Source organism: Bacillus cereus (assembly GCF_002564555.1).
GTDB lineage: Bacteria > Bacillota > Bacilli > Bacillales > Bacillaceae_G > Bacillus_A > Bacillus_A cereus_K.
Window position 1 is genome coordinate 355,791 of record NZ_NUVD01000104.1, and the last position, 20,592, is coordinate 376,382.

The following is a 20,592-nucleotide window of genomic DNA, read 5'->3' on the forward strand; positions in this document are numbered from 1 at the left end:
ACTCTATTATCCTTTCATTTTAGGATCCGGCTGGCGCCTTTGCGTTTCCAATTCCACTTGAACCAGAATTCACTTTCGGCGTTTGTGTCGTAGATGATTTTGGCGTACTTGTATCTGGCGTCACTTTATTAGATTGATTTGGCTGTTGCTTATTTAAATCAACTTTATTTGAAGAGTTATTGTTATTAGAACCGCCAGAATATCCACCACTACCGCCGCCTGTTCTACGTTCGTCTTTTTCACGATAAGGAATAATATTATTTGTATATGGTTTCTTCATTACATTTGCTTTTGCTGTATAATTCATATTTGAGGTTCTACTTGCTAATAAATAGCCTGCTACGAATGGAAGTATCGGTAAATGTGAGTTTTCGTGATACGATGAAAATGATGGATTATTTTCCTTGCATAACTCATCTTTCTCCACATTTTCCATTGTTGGGGCTTTATCGTCACAATTTAATGTTTCTTGTTCATTCCCTTGCTTCGCACCATCCGTTTCAACAGCTGTACTTTCTTTCTGTGCAGTTTCTTCTTCATAATCACCACAACCCGTTAATAAAAAAGATGAAACACCAATTGAAGTAGCGACTTTCATAAATTTAATTTTATCCATTCTCATGTGTTATACACCTAATTTCTTTTATCTATATTTTTCCAGACACCTTTATTATATAATGTAAATCTTATTTTTTTCAAACTATACTCCATATGCACATTTGCATATTTTCATGCTATTTTTCTAAATAACAATGAAATCTTTCTCTCCTAAATTTTCAACCTGAAAACCAATTCTTTTATCATGCGTAATGCAATTCCTTGGTGACGATCTTTTGGCATGACAGCAATGTGACATATCCTTGCTTTCGATCCTTCAATAACTTCAATACCTATACAAGCTTTTTCTTCGTAGTTATATAATGTCCCTTCATTGCCTTGATAAAATTTAAGCTTATTTCATTTGGACCGACAGCATGCTGTAGTATATTTAGAATGGTTTCACTTTCAATTTGTTCAACGTGCTGTAAATTCATACTTCCATCCCTTTCTATGAAAAAAGACTAGCTCTTTATAAAAAGAGCTAGTCTCATTACGCCGTTATTTTCTCTTCTTTTTTCACAACTACAGCTACGTAACTATGTAATATCATCCCGATAATAACGAGGCTCATGCCAATCCAAGATAAAGATGACGGAATTGGGGCAGATAGCCAGATGAGTTCCCCTACTAGCGCAAATAAAACTTCACCAGACTGAGTCGCTTCAACTGTTGCTAGTTTTTGCGGGTCATCTTTTACAAGATCTGTCGCAAAGAAGAATAATACTGTCGCAATTAAACCAGAGCTAACCGCGACAATAAAACATTGAAAAACTTGGCTACTGGATGGTAATCCATTTGCAGATACCTCATAACCAGATAGTATAAACCAAAATGGTAAACTCGCTAATGTCATACCGAGAACACGCTGGAATACATCTAATTCCCCTTTACAAACTTGCATCATTTTTCGATTTCCAAGGGGGTACGCAAACGCAGCAATAAGTACAGGCACTACACATAAAACAGTTTCACGAATCCCTAATGAAGAAGCATGTTCTACTTGCATGAGAACAACACCGAATAAAATAATGCCTGACATAACTAATTCCTTCATCGGAAGTTTTTTATGTAAAGGATCTACCGCAAAAAATGGTGTTAGCAAAATACCTGCAACGATCGTAATTTGCCATGTTGATGCAACAAGCCAACCAGGTCCAAATGCCCCAGCAAAACTAAGCGGTGCATAAAAGAGACCAAACCCAACAATACTCCATACTAACCATTCTTTCGGATTCTTTTTCATATATTGAAAGAGTTGCTTTAAATTACCTCGATACATGACAATAAATAAAAGCATTGGAACCATAAAGTAATACCGTAAAGACGCACTCCAAATCCAGCTTCCACCATCCAAGTCCATCGCACGGTTTAAAACGAAGGTAAAGGCAAAGAAAAATGATGCCAATATCCCTACTGCAATAGCTTTCATCTAAAAACCCCTTATTAAGTTTCTTCTTATATCATACAACAGAAATAATACACATAAAATTCTAAATTTTCATTTCGTATGTATTATAATAAACTCTCCCTTAAAAGAACAACACCATATGTTCATCATCACTATACACACCATTCATCTTGATAGCCCTTTTTTCAATCCCATACGTTTTAAAGCCCATTGATTCATACAATTTTTTTGCCGGCTCGTTTGTGGACACCACACCTAAGATCAATTGTTCCAAGTTCATTTCTCTTGCTCTTTCAATTGCCTTACGTATTAAATCACGCGCAAGACCACTTCTTCGATCACTTGCATCTACATACATCGCAACGATATGCCCTTTATGCTTATATGCTTCCTTCTCTTCTGTTAATAAAGTAACAACTCCAACTAAACGACTCTCTTTATTAAAAGCACCAAATGTAAAACTACTGTTAGACGAAAGATTACTAGCAACGCGTTCAAGTGGATTTTCTTGACGTACCGCTTCTTCATATGTCGTTACAAATGCTTCTGGATTTACTTGTAGTGCTTGTAAACGTAGCTCCCAATATTGCTCTGCATCTACTTTTGTAAGTAATCGAATCATTTTATACCCCCCTTTTTAATTTACATAATATTTTTATAGGCTATTAAATTTCGATTCATACTCTTCTTTTAATATACTGTAACGATATCGATGAATGAACTTACCATGGCGCAATCGATCATTTCTCATTAACCCTTCACACACAAATCCTGCGTTTTCATAACTCTTTCTTGCTTGTGTATTATCTTCATCTACACGTAACCAAATTTTCTCTAATTCAAACTGAGAGAATCCTATTTGTAACATGCTGTTTAGAGCTGCCATTCCAAATCCTTTACCCCAATAGTCTTTATTTCCAATCGCAATTCCGAGTTCAGCATTTTTATTTGTTTTATCAAAGTTTTTAAGGTCTATCCAGCCAATGTGTATATCGTTCTCTGTAATGATAGCTCTTTGTTCATAACCATTCTTTCGGTTTAAACAAGCTTCAATCCAGTTTTTCGTATCGTCACGAGTGAACGGAGGATATTGGTCTGGTACGACTAAATGCTTTGTTACTTCTGTATCTAACGACCATTGATAGCGATCTTCTACATCATCTAATGTCAATTCTCTTAATTGAACATATGGTACATTCATTGTACTATCCCCTTTTTATTTCCCTATAGAAAATCCTTCGAACATTCTTCCTCCATACTGTTCTAACGTCTTTTCTACAAAAGTAATTAATTTATACTTATCTCCCGTTGTATAAAAATGATCAAAAGCCGCTACAAATTGGTCTGCGTAATTCTCATCATATTTTCTTAGCACCCTAATAAACCACTTTGAATTTCCAAGCCACCTACCATTTACTCTTAATACATATTCCTGTACTAAATCCGCTAATAAATTGGCAATGAATAATTCTTCTTCTCTCTTAGACGCGCCTATAAAATCATCTAAAGCATCTGTAATAAAATAACGTTTTTGCTTCATCGTTTCTTCGGTCCATTTAGCTGGTCCTTTATTTAGCAAGTCATTTGCTTCTCTTTTTAATTTCTCAACAATTTCCTTTTCCCCTTTTAATGCAATCCCTTCTGACACTAATTGTGGTAACGAAGGTCTCCCGCGGTCACAATCTATTGTAAAAAAGGTATTATATGTTTCAAAATTATGCACGAATACTTCAACAGGCCATCCATTACTATAGAAAGATTCTCTATAACAAGAAGTTAAACTTTGATCGACTATTACGATATCAAGGTCAGATGTTTTTGTCGCCTCTCCTCGTGCAACACTTCCTCCCAGTAAAGCAACATCACAATTTGGAAATTGTGATGTAATTATGCTTTGTGCTGCTTCAATTGGTTTCATTGCTGTTCCCCTTCTCTTATTTCACTTTCTTTTTTTCAGCTCTTTCTCTTGCCTTTTTTATATATGCTTCAGCATCTGGTGTTTTACATGACGTCGCACCGTGATCAACCTCTACTTTTCCAATTTCACGAGCAAGTTCAATTGCTTGTCGTTCTAAGTTTTCATTACGAATTCCTATCGCAATTAAAGCGCTATTCATCGCTTCTTTTTTTCTATTTTTTTCATTATGTATATGAATTTTAATCTCTTCTAAATACGGTAAAAAGAAATCATCGTTTAACGTTTTATTTTTCATCGCAATATTTGCTAATAAAGACCAGCCAGCTCTTCCAATCCATTCATCGCTAGATTGCGTCCACTCTTCCATTCTTTCTATTGCGATTGGTGACGTACATATAGACGTCATAAGGACATCCATTAAACAATAATAATCAACATCCTGTACCCAACTATTAAGCTGTTCTGTCGTTAGTTTCTTCGGGTCTAAAACAAATGTCGCTAAAGTCATTGCGTCCATATTTTTCGTTTCCCATAATGAACTTGCTAAATCATGATTCTTTTTTATCCTCTTCTTTAACAATTTTAAATTCGCAAAACTAACTCCAAATAGCGGCTCTTTTGCTCCATGATTTTTATACGTTTTTCGAGTTTGCTCCGTTCCATATTCTTCTAGCTGTTGCATTACTTCTTCAAGTAACATATGTCCACCTCATTTAAATTTTTATGTTGTTTTCATTTATGTATGTACGATATATTCTACATCATTTTTTGATTTTCCTATATTTATTTTTTAACTACGGTATGTGAAATTATAAATTTCCTCCTCCAATTTTCCACACCACTACTTATTCTATTTTTCGAACTTACAAACTACTGAAATCTTGCATACTTTCGGACAAACTTTCTTGTACTTGTAAAAAAGTTTTTTTGCATTTCCCTACCTATAATTGCTAATATAGTAGAGTAGAACTTTTATAGAGAGTAGGAAAATTATGCACAATGGAATTCGAATGACAACTTTAATGAAAAGGGCTATGTTGATTTGCGCTGGGGTATTATTTACATACGAAGCCGCTTACGGATCAACACATATTGCTCTAGCAAGTTCAGAGGATGAAGTAAAATCTGTCCAACTTGTAAGCGAAATTCAAACTTCTCTTGCACCAAAAGAAGCTCCAAAACAATATAATGGGCAAGTTAGAAAAGTCGCTTACTTAACATTTGACGATGGTCCTGGAAAATATACAGCTGAGCTTTTAGATATGTTAAAGAGTGAAAATGCAAAAGCAACATTCTTCCTAATTGGTTCAAACGTTAAAGCTTTCCCCGACCTTGTAAAACGCGAAGATGCTGAAGGCCACTATGTTGGGATGCACAGTATGACTCATAACTACAAGAAGCTTTACACAGAAGGTCATTACGTTGATGAAATGAAAGAAGATCAAGGCTTAATCGCTGATGTTCTAGGAAAATCCCCAGTATTAACTCGTCCTGCTTACGGCTCAATGCCAGGTTTAAATGAAGCTCTTCGTAACAAAGTTTCCGAAAATGGTTTAAAAGTTTGGGACTGGACAATTGATTCATTAGACTGGAAATACAACAAAATGCCAGTAGACGCTGCATCTGCTAAAATCGTAGAAAACGTTCTAGCTCATGCTACAAATCCAACAGAAGTTATCCTTATGCACGATATTCATCCACAATCAGTTAAAGCAGTACCTGGAATTATTAAAGGGCTGAAAGAAAAAGGATATGAATTAGAAAGCTATCATGAGAACGAACACTTCCCATTAAACTTCTGGCATGATAATCGTATGTAATAAAAAGACTTGATTCCCTCTAGTAGGTTATCAAGTCTTTTTTTATCCCACATTAACGGGCGATTGGTGAAGGCTAATAATCCGTAGGAGATGAACAAAACCTCCACTGATTTTAGTTTCACTTTATCGTGTTGGATATTTTCTTTGTTGTTCCTCTAAAGAACGAATAATATGTTCTTTATCATCCCGAGTTATGCCGATAGAAAATTCGTACTCCTCTTGCTTACACCATGAAGGGGTAAGCTCCAGCGATAAGCGAATAATAATGTGAAACTCTCCTTCTTTTTCTCCAATAAATTCAAAAGCTAAATTGGGTTCTATGAAACCTAATTCATTATATGTAGGGTTCGGTAATGATTGAAACCATTTTCTCATGTCCTGTAAATCGGAAGTTTGTAAAAAAGGATCCATCGTTTCAAAAACTTTATTTTCTTCTGAGAGTTTTGCTTTTACTATTAGCCAATTACGATCACATGCAATATGTGCATTTTCAAACTCGTATTTTACAACGTCTAATTGCAATGATACTTTTTCATTTTGAAATATCATGAATACTCCCCTGCCTTCTCTGATTCTTTTGTAGTATAAATTTTTATTAATTCCTATACTTAATTACCTTTATACATAAAATAAATTTGATTTGCGATATAATCTGAACTAAAGTGAAGTCCATTTCTTATCCACCACATGATAATCCCTACCAATGAGGCTGTTTTAATATCAACTGCAACATAATCATCTGGTAAATCCTTCTTCGTATTCTCTCTTCTCGTTTCTATTAATTGCTTAATAAATAAAAATAATTGCTCCTCAAATTGATTCATTTTAAATAAAATAAATAAATAATTTCGGTGGATATATAAATAATCCAGTAGTTGTGTTAGCTTTTGTTTTTCTGATAAATCTCTTGCATGTATTAAATCAACAATTTTATTAGAAAGTTCATTTAAAATCTCATTCGTAATTTGGTCTAGTAAATCTTGAATGTCTTGATAATGTAAGTAAAATGTTGTTCGATTTAATCCTGCTTTTGTTGCGACTTTTTGGACCGTTAAGCTTGAAATACTAGGATTCTCACTTAGAAGAGAAAAAACAGCATTTTTAAACATTTCTCTTGAACGAACTGTACGAGGATCTTCTTTTTTATGTGTAGACACTTTAAAACTCCTTTATAGATTTTCTATTTACTTACTCGACAGTGCATACCTTCTATGTCGAGTAGTGAACATTTTCAAAAAAACTGTTCATGGTCAAAGAAAATTTATTTTGTTACCATTAATTTTATCGACACAATGTCGATAAATCAAGTGAATAATGAAGGAGTTTACCAATGCAAAAGGAACTATCAGAAAGAAACAAAAAAATTATATTAGTTGTCCTCATTACCGGCTGTTTTTTATCCACATTAAATCAGACACTATTAAATGTGGCGATGAGTAATTTAATGGAAGTATTTGATGTTACAGCTGCAACAGTGCAATGGTTATCAACAGGCTTTATGCTCATAAATGGTGTTCTCGTTCCCATTACTGCGTTTTTAATGAAACGTTTTACAACAAGGCAGCTCTTTATTAGTTCGATGCTCTCTTTGTTTATTGGGACTGTTCTCTGTGCATGCGCCATGAATTTTGGTGTTCTGTTAACTGGCAGAATGATTCAAGCAATTGGAGCAGGAATTATTATGCCACTAATGATGACAGTTATTTTATATTTATACCCTAGTGAAAAGCGCGGAAGTATTATGGGGACCATCGGTTTTGCCATCATTTTTGCGCCAGCTATCGCTCCAACATTATCTGGGTTCATCATTGAATATGTATCATGGAGATGGCTATTTATTGGATTAGCTCCATTTGTATTTATCGTTATTATTCTCGCACTTAAATATTTAATGAATGTTGCTGAGACAACAAAAGCAAAATTAGATATCGTAAGTGTCATTTTATCAACGATTGGATTTGGTTGTGTAATATTCGGATTTAGTAGTGCTGGAAGCAAAGGATGGGATCATCCAGTTGTTATTACTACCATTATCGTCGGTATAATCGTTACAACGCTATTCTGTTTACGTCAAATAAAATCTAACGATCCACTACTAAATTTATCCGTATTTAAATATAAAATTTTCGCTCTTACTTCAGTCATTAACGTACTCATTACGATGATTATGTATGCTGATTTAATTCTTTTACCGATTTACTTACAAAGTGGACGTGGTTTTACCGCATTTGAATCCGGTCTACTTCTATTACCCGGAGCTGTGATTAATGCCTTCTTATCCCCTATCACAGGCAAAATGTTTGATAAATACGGAGCGAAGCCACTCTTTATTACAGGTTTAATATGTATAATCATTTCAATGTGGGGTGTAATTGATTTAACCGAATCAACAACTTATATGTATTTAATGGTTCGTACCATTATTTTACGAATCGGGTTAAGCTTTATTTCGATGCCTTTAAATACTGCAGGGCTGAATGCTTTACCAAGAGAATTAGGTTCACACGGTTCAGCAGTAAACAATACCATTCGCCAACTTGCAGGTGCGATTGGAACAGCGGTTATCATCACCGTATATACAATTCAGTCAACTTCACATACTTTACAGTTGTCTAGTGAAAATGGAAACATATCAGCGATGCAAATAACAAAATTAACTTCTATCTTCAGCTCAAGTGATGCCTACTTATTTATGTTAGTCTTATCATTTATTGCTTTGATTATTGCATGTTTCATGCCTAAAAAAGTAGCTACCCAAAAATATGAAAGTAAATCTTAAAACAAAAACTTACACATTTAAAATTAAATACTTAAAAGATGGCTCCGGAATTGTAACGGAGCCATCTTTTTGAATGTCCATTACAAAAAATTAGAATCGTGTAAATCATCCTCGATTACTATTTGAAGAAATTGTTTTTTCAAGCTATTCTTTTCTTAATTATGCATCAAAAAAGATTACCCTTGTAATTTTTCATACCGTTTAATGGCTTAGCACATATTACTCTTAAGGGGTGATATATAAATGGATTTTCTTTCATCTGAATATTTGTCTGCCTTACTTGCCATTATTGTAATTGATTTAGTTTTAGCTGGTGATAATGCCATTGTAATTGGATTAGCAGCAAGACGATTACCGAAAGAACAGCAAAAGAAAGTCATCATTTGGGGAACTATCGGAGCAATCGCTATAAGAGCTGCTGCCACCTTAGTTGTTGTTTGGTTATTAAAAATACCAGGATTACTTCTAATTGGTGGTGTACTTCTTATATGGATTGCCTACAAATTAATTGCTGAAGGCAAAGATCATGATATTAAGGCAGAAGAAGGATTCTGGTCTGCTATTAAAACCATTATTATAGCTGATGCGTTAATGGGAATAGATAATGTTCTCGCTGTTGCTGGAGCTGCACATGGCAATTTTTCTTTAGTAATCATCGGGCTATTAGTTTCTATTCCTGTAGTCGTATGGGGAAGTACATTGATTTTAAAATGGGTGGACCGTTTCCCTGTCATCATTACGATTGGAGCTGCCGTTTTAGCTTATACTGCTGCGAAAATGATTGTAAGTGAAAAATGGTTTGTAGGATTTTTCGAGGGAAACCCTTTAGTTAAATGGGGATTCATCATTATTATCATTGTAGGTGTAGTATTCTTCGGAAAGGCGAAACAAAAAACAAAAGATCCTTCTGTATAATAACGATGGAATTATATACAAACAAGAGCGCTACTCATATGAGTAGCGCTCTTTAGTATTTATTTAGCTTCCTCTTCCGGAGTCGTCTTTACCTTCGGTTTATTTTTATCACGATTGTTGTAGTTGTACTTTGAAGGATCTACTGGGGTAAATCCTTCCGGTGTGTAGAATCGTAATAAATCTCCGTTAACAACTTGGTCAGAGTATTTTAGTGATTTTTGAACCATTTGTTCATTTTGTTTTATTTCATCTGTAAATTCTACAGGTTTCCCAGTCGCTGTATCATAATATTTGCCGTTAAGTGCTGTAACTGTTGGGCTTACGTAGTTACCATTACGGAACGGAACGACTTGTTTATGCTCTGGCGATAATAAATCTGATCCGAATTGGACATAATTTTTTGTATCTGTCCCTAGTAAGTGTAATAACGTTGGAAGAACGTCAATTTCTCCGCCGTATTGATGTTGTACGCCGCCTTCCATTCCTGGTACACGAATGATTAAAGGTACACGTTGTAATTGAGCATTTTCAAATGAGTTCATTTCTTTACCCATTATTTGAGACATTGCTGCGCTATGATTATCTGAAATACCATAATGGTCACCATACATAACAATAATTGAGTTATCGTATAAACCAGATTGTTTCAAGTAATCCATGAATCCTTTTACAGATTCATCTAAATAATGTGCCGTTTGGAAATACGTATCTACAGAAGAGTCACCTGTTTTCGCTGGCTCAATCGTTGCTTCTGCCGGATCAATAGGATAAGGGAAATGATTCGATAACGTAATGAACTTCGCATAGAACGGTTGTTTTAACGTTTGTAATAATGGAATTGATTCATTAAAGAATGGTTTATCTTTTAATCCATAGTTTACTACATCTTTTTCGTTCATATCATAGTATGACGCATCAAAGAATTTATTAAAACCAAATGATTTATAAATTTCATCACGGTTCCAGAACGTTTTATAGTTACCATGGAACACTGCTGATGTGTATCCTTGTTGACCTAAAATGGCTGGTGCTGATTGATACGTGTTATGAGCTTTATTTGTAAAAACAGATCCTTGTGGTAATCCAAACATTGAGTTCTCTAACATGAACTCCGCATCAGATGTTTTACCTTGTCCTGTTTGATGGAAGAAGTTATCAAAGTATAACGTATTCTCATCTTTTATAAATGAATTTAAGAATGGTGTAACCTCTTGGCCATTTAATTTGTAGTTTAGTAAAAAGTTTTGGAATGACTCTAAATGAATATAAATTACGTTCATTCCTTTTCCTTTACCAAAGTACTCAGGATTTGGACTTGCATATGTTGATGTAAGATAGTTTCTAACTTCTGTCATATTATCTCCATCAGCTAATGCTCGTTCTGTTGATGCTTTCGCACTTTGAATACCATCATAAATCGTAAAGTTATACACTCCTAAATATTTCACAATATAATTACGATCGAACGTTCTAGTTAATAACTGAGGACGATCCGATTCTGCGAGTCCTAAGTTAATACTAAAGAATAAAATACCTGCTATAAACACAAGTGATAATTTATGCTTCGCAACACGGATTGGTTTAGGGTTTACAAATTTCGTTGCGACTAAAACAATTAAAATGATTGTATCCAAGAAATATAGTGGATCATATACGTGTAGCAATGCAAAAATACTATTACCTAAATCTCCAAAGTTATTCGATTGTGTTAATGTCGGGAACGTAATAAAATCGCTGAAAAAGCGGTAATATACTACGTTTGAGTATAAAAGTATAGACATTAGCAAATCAATAACAATTAACCAAATGTAAGCTCGTTTCCCCTTCGCGAATAATGCGAGCCCTAAAAATATAACTGCTGAACTTAACGGGTTGAAAAACAGTAAGAACTTTTGGATTGTATTTGATATCCCTAAATTAAATTCTATCACATATGCTGCATACGTTTTTAACCATAATAAAATAACTGCAAACACGAAAAATCCAAAGTGAGTGCTTAACACTCGTTTACTCTTTAACAGTAATTGTTTCATCTCTCCACCTCTTTTGATCATCCAAGGCTTATTTTGATATAAGTCTGTCTCTCTATTCAATTTTTCTTCTCCAACTAGATTTTTTTATTTAACTATATGAAGAATATTAGTAATTATAATTTGAAGCCTTTATTTATTCAACTATTTCTTTTTAAACATTTTGACCTTAGTTTCTATTTAACTAAATTAATTTGTAACATTTCCTGTTTTCTCCCAAAATCCATCCAACTAATTATGACTCCACATACTATAAACCTATATTCACTGCTTCGCAAATAAATATGTCTCCAGTTTTGGAACATTAATGTAATATATTTAAATTCACTATACATAACATTTGTTTTTTCATTGTATAAAAAAATATTCATTAATTCGAAGTTTATTAACGTTTGGGTAATTCCACTGGATGCAACATCAAAATCACTTACCTCCACTAAAGTTTGTTTTGAATAATTATTCATAATACATAAAAAACCCTCGCTCTCAAAACGAGAGCGAGGGTTTTTATCATATATTATTGACCTTTATACATTGCATCTACTTGTTTTTGAAGTTCTTCATTTTCTAAGTACTCATCGTAAGTTGCCTCTTTATCGATTACACCGTTTGGCGTTACTTCGATAATGCGGTTTGCAATTGTTTGTACGAACTGATGGTCATGAGATGTGAATAACATTGTACCTTTAAATGCAATTAAACCGTTGTTTAATGCAGTGATAGACTCAAGGTCTAAATGGTTCGTTGGATCGTCAAGTGTGATTACGTTCGCACCACTTAACATCATTTTAGATAGCATACAACGAACTTTTTCGCCTCCAGATAATACAGAAACGTTCTTCTTAACTTCTTCACCTGAGAATAACATACGGCCTAAGAAACCACGTAAGAAGCTTTCTGACTCATCTTGTGGAGAGAATTGGCGTAACCAATCAACTAAGTTGGAGTCACTGTTCTCAAAGTATTTAGAGTTATCTCTTGGGAAGTAAGATTGAGATGTTGTAACGCCCCATTTGAATGAACCGCTATCTGGCTCCATTTCACCCATAAGGATTTTAAATAATGTTGTCATCGCAATATCATTACGACCGATAAATGCAACTTTATCACCTTTATTTAAAGTGAAGTACACATTATCTAACACTTTTTCACCATCAATTGTTTTAGAAAGACCTTCAACAGTTAATAAGTCATTTCCTATTTCACGCTCAGGTGTAAAGCCAACGAATGGGTAACGGCGTGATGATGGTCTAATATCATCTAATGTAATTTTATCTAATAATTTTTTACGAGAAGTTGCTTGTTTCGCTTTAGATGCGTTTGAGCTAAAGCGTGCAATGAAGTTTTGTAACTCTTTTACTTTCTCTTCTTTTTTCTTATTAGCATCTTGTGTTAATTTTAAAGCTAATTGGCTTGACTCATACCAGAAGTCATAGTTACCAACATAAAGTTGAATTTTACCGAAATCAAGATCAGCCATGTGCGTACAAACTTTATTTAAGAAGTGACGGTCATGGGATACAACGATTACTGTATTTTCAAAGTTCATTAAGAAGTTCTCTAACCATTGAATCGCTTTTAAGTCCAAGTGGTTGGTAGGCTCATCTAGTAATAGAATGTCAGGTTTACCGAATAAAGCTTGAGCAAGTAATACTTTTACTTTCTCTGCCCCAGTTAATTCTGACAATTTCTTATCATGAACATCTTCACCAATACCTAATCCTTTTAGTAAAATTGCAGCTTCTGACTCAGCTTCCCAACCGTTAAGCTCAGCGAACTCACCTTCAAGTTCAGCAGCACGCATACCATCTTCATCACTAAAGTCTTCTTTCATGTAAATGGCATTTTTCTCTTGCATTACTTTGTAAAGTTGCGTGTGACCCATAATTACTGTTTCTAATACTGGGAACTCTTCATATTCGAAGTGGTTCTGTTTTAATACTGCTAGACGCTCACCTGGTGTAATATGTATGTCACCTGTTGATTGTTCGATTTCTCCAGATAAAATCTTTAGAAATGTTGATTTACCAGCACCGTTTGCTCCAATTAAACCGTAGCAATTACCTGGCGTGAATTTTATGTTAACATCTTCAAATAATTTGCGATCCGCGAAACGCAAACTAACGTTACTTACTGTAATCATTTGTGTCCTCCTACTAATACCGCTTATTTCAGCGTTTTCTCACCGATTGTCTTAAAAAATCGCATATTACGACTCAATTATTGTAGACTATAGCTATTATATAGTAGAAGCTGGATGAATAGCAACGATTGATTACCTTTCTACAATGAAATCAAATGGTTTTTATCCATTCCCCTAGCTATTGAATGTATATCATCGACTTCTTTCGAATATATCCATTCGCTTCTCACTCTGTAATACATTAGATCATTTTTTTTGTTTCAAATTTTATATTATATAGAAAAAACTGTAGAGAAAACATTCCCTACAGTTTTTTCTTATTTCGTATTTATTATTTTCTCTTTATAACTCTTCAATTTACTCATCACCCCTATTAAAGCAGGCAACAATATCGGCATCACGATTAAAGCTAATAGTAAAAGAGCAACGCCCACAACGGATGCTACTTGTATAAGCGTTAATACACCTGAAGGAATTAATGCTGCGAATGTCCCGCCTAAAATAAGTGCCGCTGATAATACGACTCCCCCTATATGACGGGATGCATTTACAATTTTCGTTACGGAATCCCCTTCTAGCTCATTGTATCGCATCATTACGAAAATGCTATAATCCACTCCTAAAGTGACAATCATAATAAAACTAAAGAATGGAACATTCCAGCTTAATGACTCAACGTTTAATACATGTGTACTAATTAGTTCACTTATACCAAGTGCTGCGAAATACGCTAAAATTAATGATCCAATAATAAAGATTGTGTTTAAGAATGAACGTGTAATCACGATTAACACAAGTGAAATACCAATCAACATAATAGTAGCTGTACGTAAGAAGTCTTCTTGTGTTACGTCTTTTAAATCAACGTTTCGAGCAGTTGTCCCGCCGATCGCTGTTTTCGCCGATTTTAATTCTGTACCATTTAACGTACCATCTATTGTTTTATTTATTTCTTGAATAATTGGCATCGCTTCTTTTGAATACGGATTTACATCTAAAATGATTGTCATTTTAGCAGTCTTTCTATCGTGTGACATGTACGTATTCAATGCTTTTTGGAAATCTTCTCCCTCTAAAACTTCTTTAGGAATATAAAATTTCTCAGAGCTCTTTGACTCATTTAGCTCGCCTAAATATTTTTGAGCGTCCCCGAGACCATTACTTACTTTTCCAAGGCCTTCTGTACTTTTAGATAAACCGGATTGTAATTGACCCATCTTCTCTTGCAAATCTTTGAGCCCAGTTAATAACTGTCCTTGCCCATCGTTTATTTTTGTTAATCCAGTTTGTAACTCAGCTGACTTGTTCGCAATTTGTTTTGAACCTGTAGCTCCTTCGTTCAAGCCATTTTTCAGCTCGGTTGCTCCCTTTTGTAATTGCGTAACGCCACTGTTCATTTCTTTTAAACCGCTATCTACTTTCAATAACGATTGATTCGCTTCTTTAAATGAACTCATCGCTGCATTATGCTGCGTTGCTAGTTCATTTAATTCTTTTGAAAGTACATTTAATTGCTTTTGAGCTTCCTTCGCAATTCCTAATGTTTGCTGCACATTAGGATCGTTTGCTAATTCTGGTTTCGTTTGAATAAAATTGGTCATTAACATTTCAATTTGCTCATAACCTTTTTTCGCACCATCAATTGCTTGAGAAATACTTCTAAAGTATTGATCATAAGAACTTAAACCTTTTTCTAACTGTGCGTAACCCGCATGAAGTTGTGAAGTTGCATTAGAAAGGACGTTTATATTTTCGTTTACGGAAGTTAACCCACTCTCAATTTGCTGAGCTCCTTGTGCTCCACTGTTTATGCCACTTGATAATTGATTTAAAGCTGTTCCTAATGCTGATACCCCATTTTTCGCCTCGTTCGTTCCATCAATTAACTTTTGAACATTCGCAAGGCTATTTGAGTCATTACTACCCATTTTATCTTTCGCATCAGTTAAACCATCATTAATTTCCTTTATACCGCCATTAGCATCGCCTAAACCTGTATTTAGTTCTCCTGCTTGTTTATTTATATATAACTCTTTTATCCTATCACCAGTTGGACGCGTCGGTGAATACACTTCTGAAACACCTTTAACTTTCGAAATTTTATCAGTTAACTCATCTAATGCTTGTAGAGGAGTCGCCTCATCTAACGTCTTATCCGACTGAATGACTAACGTACTTGGTGAAGAAAATCCTGGTGGAAAATGCTCTTCTATTACGTTAATCCCCATCTTTGACTCATACTTATTATCGACTTCAAATAAGTCATTGTAATTCAGCGTGTTGGAATATTTCAATATGAAAGGAATCGATATCACAAACACAATAATTAAAGCAATAAATGGTCTTGCTACAGAGTTTTTCGCAAAGAATCCCCATAAACGACTATCCTCATGTCCTTTAAATGTTTTAACTGGATAAAACATTCCTTTTCCTAAGAGCACCATAAAAAATGGATTTAAAGTGATTAATACAAGTAATAAAACTGCGACACCAATTGCTACTGCTGAAGTAGATTGATATAATTTAAAACTCGCTAAAGCAAGTGATGCAAAACCAATTAGTACTGCTATCCCGCTATATAAAACGGTTTTTCCTGCCGATTTAAACGTCTCTTTCGTAGCCAAAAATGCATTTTCTTGTTTACTTAATTCTTCTTTAAACCTCGTATATATCAAAATGTTGTAATCTGTTCCTACTCCAAACAGGACGACAACTACAAACACTTGTGTAAAGTTTGAAAATGGAAAATGAAATTGATCTACAAGATGGGCAATAATCCCCATTGAAATTAAATACGATACACCCACTGTAAGAAGTGAAACAATCGGAACAATTGGTGAACGAAATACAATGATTAATACTACAAGAATGAAAATGATTGAAATAACTTCGGTCTTTTTCACTCCCTCTTGAGAAGATTTAAGAAAATCATCTCCGATTAAGTCACTTCCTGTTAAGTATGTTTTTACTCCTTTCGGTTTAATTTTATTATGAAGCTCATCTGCAACTTTTGATATTTCACCATGTTTTTTATCTACCGATATTTGCGTTAAAATAGTCGTATTATCTTTAGAAATTAACTGTTTTTCCAAGTCTTTATTATCTAAATGTGAAACTACTTCCTTAATTCCTAATGTCTCTTTTTCATTTTGTAAAGCATTGATTGTTTTTTCTATTTCTTCTTTCTGTTCATTCGTTAAAGCGTTTTTATCGCCACTATTAAAGACGGCTATAATTTCGTACTTTTCAACCCCTTCTTTATCCATCTCTTTTATCATCTTGTCAGCAATACTACTTTGTTCTGTATTAGGAATCGTAATTTGCCCTTTTTCTTTCACTAACTTATCCATATTAGGCATCGTTACGATCATTGCAATAGTAATAACTATCCATAATAGAAAAGATAAACTTCTCCAGCTTTTTAGCTTGCTCATATAAATCATCTCCCGTTATTAAAGTCGCTCGTTGCGTGTGGAATGAATATTCATTCCTTTTCTATTAAAGTTGTTTTTCGGAATGAACGTTCATTCCTATTATTCTATTAATATTTAAAAACTCTATTAAACCTCATATTTTAGGAATGAATATTCATTCCTATCATTACAAAGCTATAGAATCAATTGATCCTAATAGCATTCCAAGAGCTGTCTTCCAATTCTTTAATCAATTCTTTTGAGTATTCTAATTGCCCTGTCGCCATTACTTTAGTTAATTTTTCAAGTGGTTGATATACAATTATAATTAAAGCAACTGGTGGTAATGGGCGAAGAAAACCTTTTTCGATTCCCTCTTCAATTAGCTTCATAATGAATCCCATGAATTCGTCAAAAACTTCATTGCTATGTTCATCGAGAAAATAACTATCACAGTGAGAATTTGTAAAAATAAAAGCATCCACATTATGTCTCGCAAATTCAAATAAACGGTTGTAAGTATGACTAAACTGTTCACGAATAGTTGCATCGACAGGAAAATCAGTCTTTATTAATTCCGATAGTTGTAAAACGCTTTTTGAAAATAAAGAATTAACGAGCGCCTCTTTATTTTCAAAATAACGATAAATGGTACCTGCACCTACTTTTGCTTTCTCAGCAATCATTGGAATTGTTGTACCATCATACCCTCGTTCTGCAAAAAGTTGTACTGCAGCATCAAAAATATCCTCTTGTTTGTTTTTAGCCATTTTTCCCACCTCAATTTCCAGGAATGAAAATTCATTCCGTTTTTAATTATAAATTACATGGATTAAAAGTCAAGTGGTTAACATTCATAATACTTCGTTAAAAGCAGAAATGTACTATAACTAATTATGTTTAGTTATAGTACATTTCTATTTACACATTAGTATGCCGCACAAAGCTTTACAAAATTAAAAGAAATCATAAATAAACGGCTTACGCACCGGCACTACATTCTCAAATGCACGTATCTCCTCTTCGCTACCGCTTATTAAGTCTATTTCATTTAATTCTAGCGGTCGCTTGTAACCAAATATAATAGTAGATAACGCATTAATATCGATTTGAATTCCATTTTCTTTTGCCGTTTCTTCTTTAACAATTGTTATTTCATTATTTATAAGTTGGACCGTTACGTTATTCCACGGTGCAAATGAATCTGTAATATGTAAAATTACTTCCTGCCCTTCGTTATTCCAGTTCCATTCATATTGTTTGAAAAACTGTTCTACATCTACAATTCTTCCCATGAAATATGGAATTACTTCTGCTTTTACTCGTGGTTCTTGTAATGTGTAAAGAAGTGGTTCGGTCTCACTTAGTATCATTTCTAGATCTTTTATCATAGAATCATGTTGGCAAATGAAATTCCAAAGGCCATTTCTCGCTTCATTATGTAATGGGACAAATTCTTCTACTGTCATTTTAGAGTTCTCTATTTTGTATAAAATGTAACCAGCTGCATTCTTATTTTCATCATAGTAAACTGCCAATGTTAAATCATGATACACCGCTTGCAGCCACCATTTACGTCCGCGAACTAACATACCTGCAAAACGTTCTGCAAATGTTTCATAAATTTTCTCGACTTCTTCTGGATGATTTTCTTTATTGAAACGCTTCACAGTACCATTTACTTGTCTTTTCATAATCAAATCGCTCTTTGTCATATGACATACAAGGCGATTTGCACAAAGTTCCCAGCCGTATTTACGGTAAAATGAAACTGCAAATGGATGTAACATCGATACTGTATAACCAGTTTTTTTCATCGTTTGCAGTGAATGCTGAAGTAATTCTTTTACATACCCACTTCTTCTATACTCTGGATACGTCGCTACCCCTGCAACACCGCCCATTTTAAACTTTTCTTTTCCTATGTAAATATGAAAAGGAATAAGATGTAGTTTTGCTGCTAAGTCTTCCCCTTCCATAATGCCGTATATTTCATGACTTTCCTTCATTCGTGTAAGTTGCTGCTGCACTCGTTCCTCATCTACTTTATATTGAAAAGCGTATTCTGATAAACGTAATGCTTCTCTGAACTTATCTTCTTTTAATTGTATGACGGTCATATAATTCTCCTCCATTCCTCACTTGAATTGTACCATAATTCTTACTATTTCAGTTCGGTAAGTGAAATTATACAGACGTTTCAACAAAAGATATCGATTTAATAACAATCTAACATAAAAAAGCAGATACATTACGTATCTGCTTCTCATCACTTTATTTTGCTAACTTTTGAAGTTCTTCAAAGAACGTAGGGTATGATACTCCTACTGCTTCTGCATCTTCAATTGTTGTTTTTCCTTCTGCTAGACAACCTGCAATCGCAAGCATCATTCCGATGCGATGATCACCGTAACTATTTACTGTATTGCCTTTTAGAGCTGATTTTCCGTATATGATCATACCGTCATCAGTTGCTTCTATGCGAGCTCCTAGTTTCGTTAACTCTGCAACGACTGTATCAATACGGTTTGTTTCTTTTACTTTTAACTCGTGTGCATCTTTAATAACTGTAATGCCTTCTGCTTGCGTTGCCGCTAATGCGATTACTGGAATTTCATCGATTAGTCTTGGGATAATATCTCCGCCAATTTCGATTCCTTTTAATGAAGATGTTTCGATTGTAATGTTTGCAGCTGGCTCTGATGCACCTTCGTTAATTGGCTCTACAGTAAATGTAGCACCCATTTTCTCTAAAACATCAATAATACCTGTACGAGTTGGATTCATTCCTACATTTTGTAATACTAGTTTACTATTTGGGATAATTCCACCTGCTACTAAGAAAAATGCTGCTGATGATACGTCACCTGGCACTTGAACGTCTGTAGCTGTTAACTTCTGCCCACCTGCTAGTTTCACTGTTTTTCCTTCGCGAGTTACTTTAACTCCAAATGCTTCTAGCATTCTTTCCGTATGGTCGCGTGAGATATGTGGTTCTGTAACAGCTGTTACACCTTCTGCGCGAAGACCTGCAAGTAAAATAGCTGACTTCACTTGTGCACTTGCTACAGGTGAAGTGTACTGGATTGCTTTTAAATCTCCGCCACGTATTGTTAGCGGCGTAAACGTTCCTTCTTCTCGGCCATCAATGTTTGCGCCCATTTGTTTTAATGGGTTTGTTACACGTTTCATCGGTCTTTTTGCGATTGACGCATCACCTTGTACGCAAGAGAAAAATGGTGTGTTTGCTAATATACCTGACATTAATCGAATTGTTGTACCAGAATTACCAACATCTAATACAGCTTTCGGCTCTTGTAAACCTTCTAGTCCTTTCCCAACTACAGTGACTTCATCACCATTTTGCGTAATGTCTACTCCCATTTCCTTAAAGCAAGAAATTGTACTTAAACAGTCTGCACCGGGCAAGAAACCTTTAATTGTCGTTTTTCCCTCTGCAATCGCGCCAAACATAACAGCACGGTGTGAAATGGATTTATCACCTGGGATTGTAATTGTACCATTTAATCCGTTATTAACAGGTTGTATTGTTCTTTCCTTCACGT

17 protein-coding genes and 1 pseudogene are annotated in these 20,592 nt (G+C 34.5%); 3 read left to right on the forward strand and 15 right to left on the reverse strand.

Going from position 1 to position 20,592, the window contains the following annotated elements; genetic code table 11:
• Positions 1–19 precede the first annotated feature (19 nt).
• From COI75_RS25470 to COI75_RS25500, 7 genes and pseudogenes are all read right to left on the reverse strand, one after another.
• Positions 20–622, reverse strand: coding sequence for a hypothetical protein (locus COI75_RS25470; RefSeq protein WP_001242147.1), 603 nt, complete (start codon positions 620–622; stop codon positions 20–22).
• 164 nt (positions 623–786) lie between these two features.
• Positions 787–1,034, reverse strand: a pseudogene (locus COI75_RS25475) (GNAT family N-acetyltransferase); the annotation flags it as partial.
• Positions 1,035–1,090: 56 nt separating this feature from the next.
• The gene (locus COI75_RS25480) at positions 1,091–2,029 is read right to left on the reverse strand and encodes a DMT family transporter (RefSeq protein ID WP_000643654.1); all 939 of its coding nucleotides are present in this window, start codon (positions 2,027–2,029) and stop codon (positions 1,091–1,093) included.
• A gap of 100 nt (positions 2,030–2,129) precedes the next feature.
• Positions 2,130–2,630, reverse strand: a complete 501-nt coding sequence (locus COI75_RS25485; protein WP_000620353.1) for a GNAT family N-acetyltransferase — start codon at positions 2,628–2,630, stop codon at positions 2,130–2,132.
• Positions 2,631–2,663: 33 nt separating this feature from the next.
• Entirely contained in the window at positions 2,664–3,209 is a 546-nt protein-coding gene (locus COI75_RS25490; RefSeq protein ID WP_001102508.1) for a GNAT family N-acetyltransferase, read from the reverse strand.
• Between the two features lie 15 nt (positions 3,210–3,224).
• Complete coding sequence (locus COI75_RS25495) at positions 3,225–3,926, reverse strand: nucleotidyltransferase domain-containing protein (RefSeq protein ID WP_000802431.1); 702 nt, start codon at positions 3,924–3,926, stop codon at positions 3,225–3,227.
• A 16-nt stretch (positions 3,927–3,942) separates the two neighbouring features.
• Positions 3,943–4,626 carry a DNA alkylation repair protein gene (locus tag COI75_RS25500; protein WP_000923460.1) on the reverse strand — a complete coding sequence of 228 codons (684 nt, stop codon included), beginning with the start codon at positions 4,624–4,626 and terminating at the stop codon, positions 3,943–3,945.
• Positions 4,627–4,918: 292 nt separating this feature from the next.
• On the opposite strand from COI75_RS25500, the gene COI75_RS25505 reads away from it, so the two are divergent.
• Complete coding sequence (locus COI75_RS25505; RefSeq protein WP_000551422.1) at positions 4,919–5,746, forward strand: peptidoglycan-N-acetylglucosamine deacetylase; 828 nt, start codon at positions 4,919–4,921, stop codon at positions 5,744–5,746.
• A 123-nt stretch (positions 5,747–5,869) separates the two neighbouring features.
• Here the strand turns inward: COI75_RS25505 and COI75_RS25510 are convergent, their stop codons facing one another.
• Positions 5,870–6,295 carry a WapI family immunity protein gene (locus COI75_RS25510; protein ID WP_000577202.1) on the reverse strand — a complete coding sequence of 142 codons (426 nt, stop codon included), beginning with the start codon at positions 6,293–6,295 and terminating at the stop codon, positions 5,870–5,872.
• Between the two features lie 59 nt (positions 6,296–6,354).
• On the reverse strand, positions 6,355–6,903 hold the full coding sequence (locus tag COI75_RS25515) for a TetR/AcrR family transcriptional regulator (protein WP_000103618.1): 549 nt from the start codon (positions 6,901–6,903) through the stop codon (positions 6,355–6,357).
• A gap of 173 nt (positions 6,904–7,076) precedes the next feature.
• Here COI75_RS25515 and COI75_RS25520 point away from each other — a divergent pair, with 173 nt between their 5' ends.
• Positions 7,077–8,525 (forward strand): DHA2 family efflux MFS transporter permease subunit, encoded by a 1,449-nt coding sequence (locus tag COI75_RS25520; protein WP_001168403.1) that lies wholly within the window; start codon positions 7,077–7,079, stop codon positions 8,523–8,525.
• A gap of 243 nt (positions 8,526–8,768) precedes the next feature.
• Positions 8,769–9,440: a TerC family protein gene (locus COI75_RS25525; protein WP_000346965.1), complete on the forward strand. Its 672-nt coding sequence runs from the start codon at positions 8,769–8,771 to the stop codon at positions 9,438–9,440.
• A 59-nt stretch (positions 9,441–9,499) separates the two neighbouring features.
• Here COI75_RS25525 and COI75_RS25530 read toward each other — a convergent pair whose 3' ends face one another.
• The 6 genes from COI75_RS25530 to aroA all read right to left on the reverse strand — a co-directional run bounded on the left by COI75_RS25530 (position 9,500) and on the right by aroA (position 20,590).
• Positions 9,500–11,473, reverse strand: a complete 1,974-nt coding sequence (locus COI75_RS25530; RefSeq protein ID WP_033657153.1) for an LTA synthase family protein — start codon at positions 11,471–11,473, stop codon at positions 9,500–9,502.
• A gap of 514 nt (positions 11,474–11,987) precedes the next feature.
• On the reverse strand, positions 11,988–13,613 hold the full coding sequence (locus tag COI75_RS25540; protein ID WP_000633873.1) for an ABC-F family ATP-binding cassette domain-containing protein: 1,626 nt from the start codon (positions 13,611–13,613) through the stop codon (positions 11,988–11,990).
• A 317-nt stretch (positions 13,614–13,930) separates the two neighbouring features.
• Positions 13,931–17,047, reverse strand: coding sequence for an MMPL family transporter (locus COI75_RS25545; RefSeq protein ID WP_000040284.1), 3,117 nt, complete (start codon positions 17,045–17,047; stop codon positions 13,931–13,933).
• Positions 17,048–17,229: 182 nt separating this feature from the next.
• Positions 17,230–17,796: a TetR/AcrR family transcriptional regulator gene (locus COI75_RS25550; protein WP_001107310.1), complete on the reverse strand. Its 567-nt coding sequence runs from the start codon at positions 17,794–17,796 to the stop codon at positions 17,230–17,232.
• A gap of 186 nt (positions 17,797–17,982) precedes the next feature.
• Positions 17,983–19,146 carry a GNAT family N-acetyltransferase gene (locus COI75_RS25555; protein WP_000216082.1) on the reverse strand — a complete coding sequence of 388 codons (1,164 nt, stop codon included), beginning with the start codon at positions 19,144–19,146 and terminating at the stop codon, positions 17,983–17,985.
• A 154-nt stretch (positions 19,147–19,300) separates the two neighbouring features.
• The gene (gene aroA, locus COI75_RS25560; RefSeq protein ID WP_000664640.1) at positions 19,301–20,590 is read right to left on the reverse strand and encodes a 3-phosphoshikimate 1-carboxyvinyltransferase; all 1,290 of its coding nucleotides are present in this window, start codon (positions 20,588–20,590) and stop codon (positions 19,301–19,303) included.
• Between the last annotated feature and the right edge of the window lie 2 nt (positions 20,591–20,592).

Coding starts and splice junctions, on each gene's coding strand:
- COI75_RS25470 (WP_001242147.1), bottom strand. CDS start 622: ATGAGAATGGATAAAATTAAATTTATGAAAGTCGCTACTTCAATTGGT.
- COI75_RS25480 (WP_000643654.1), bottom strand. CDS start 2,029: ATGAAAGCTATTGCAGTAGGGATATTGGCATCATTTTTCTTTGCCTTT.
- COI75_RS25485 (WP_000620353.1), bottom strand. CDS start 2,630: ATGATTCGATTACTTACAAAAGTAGATGCAGAGCAATATTGGGAGCTA.
- COI75_RS25490 (WP_001102508.1), bottom strand. CDS start 3,209: ATGAATGTACCATATGTTCAATTAAGAGAATTGACATTAGATGATGTA.
- COI75_RS25495 (WP_000802431.1), bottom strand. CDS start 3,926: ATGAAACCAATTGAAGCAGCACAAAGCATAATTACATCACAATTTCCA.
- COI75_RS25500 (WP_000923460.1), bottom strand. CDS start 4,626: ATGTTACTTGAAGAAGTAATGCAACAGCTAGAAGAATATGGAACGGAG.
- COI75_RS25505 (WP_000551422.1), top strand. CDS start 4,919: ATGCACAATGGAATTCGAATGACAACTTTAATGAAAAGGGCTATGTTG.
- COI75_RS25510 (WP_000577202.1), bottom strand. CDS start 6,295: ATGATATTTCAAAATGAAAAAGTATCATTGCAATTAGACGTTGTAAAA.
- COI75_RS25520 (WP_001168403.1), top strand. CDS start 7,077: ATGCAAAAGGAACTATCAGAAAGAAACAAAAAAATTATATTAGTTGTC.
- COI75_RS25525 (WP_000346965.1), top strand. CDS start 8,769: ATGGATTTTCTTTCATCTGAATATTTGTCTGCCTTACTTGCCATTATT.
- COI75_RS25530 (WP_033657153.1), bottom strand. CDS start 11,473: ATGAAACAATTACTGTTAAAGAGTAAACGAGTGTTAAGCACTCACTTT.
- COI75_RS25540 (WP_000633873.1), bottom strand. CDS start 13,613: ATGATTACAGTAAGTAACGTTAGTTTGCGTTTCGCGGATCGCAAATTA.
- COI75_RS25545 (WP_000040284.1), bottom strand. CDS start 17,047: ATGAGCAAGCTAAAAAGCTGGAGAAGTTTATCTTTTCTATTATGGATA.
- COI75_RS25550 (WP_001107310.1), bottom strand. CDS start 17,796: ATGGCTAAAAACAAACAAGAGGATATTTTTGATGCTGCAGTACAACTT.
- COI75_RS25555 (WP_000216082.1), bottom strand. CDS start 19,146: ATGACCGTCATACAATTAAAAGAAGATAAGTTCAGAGAAGCATTACGT.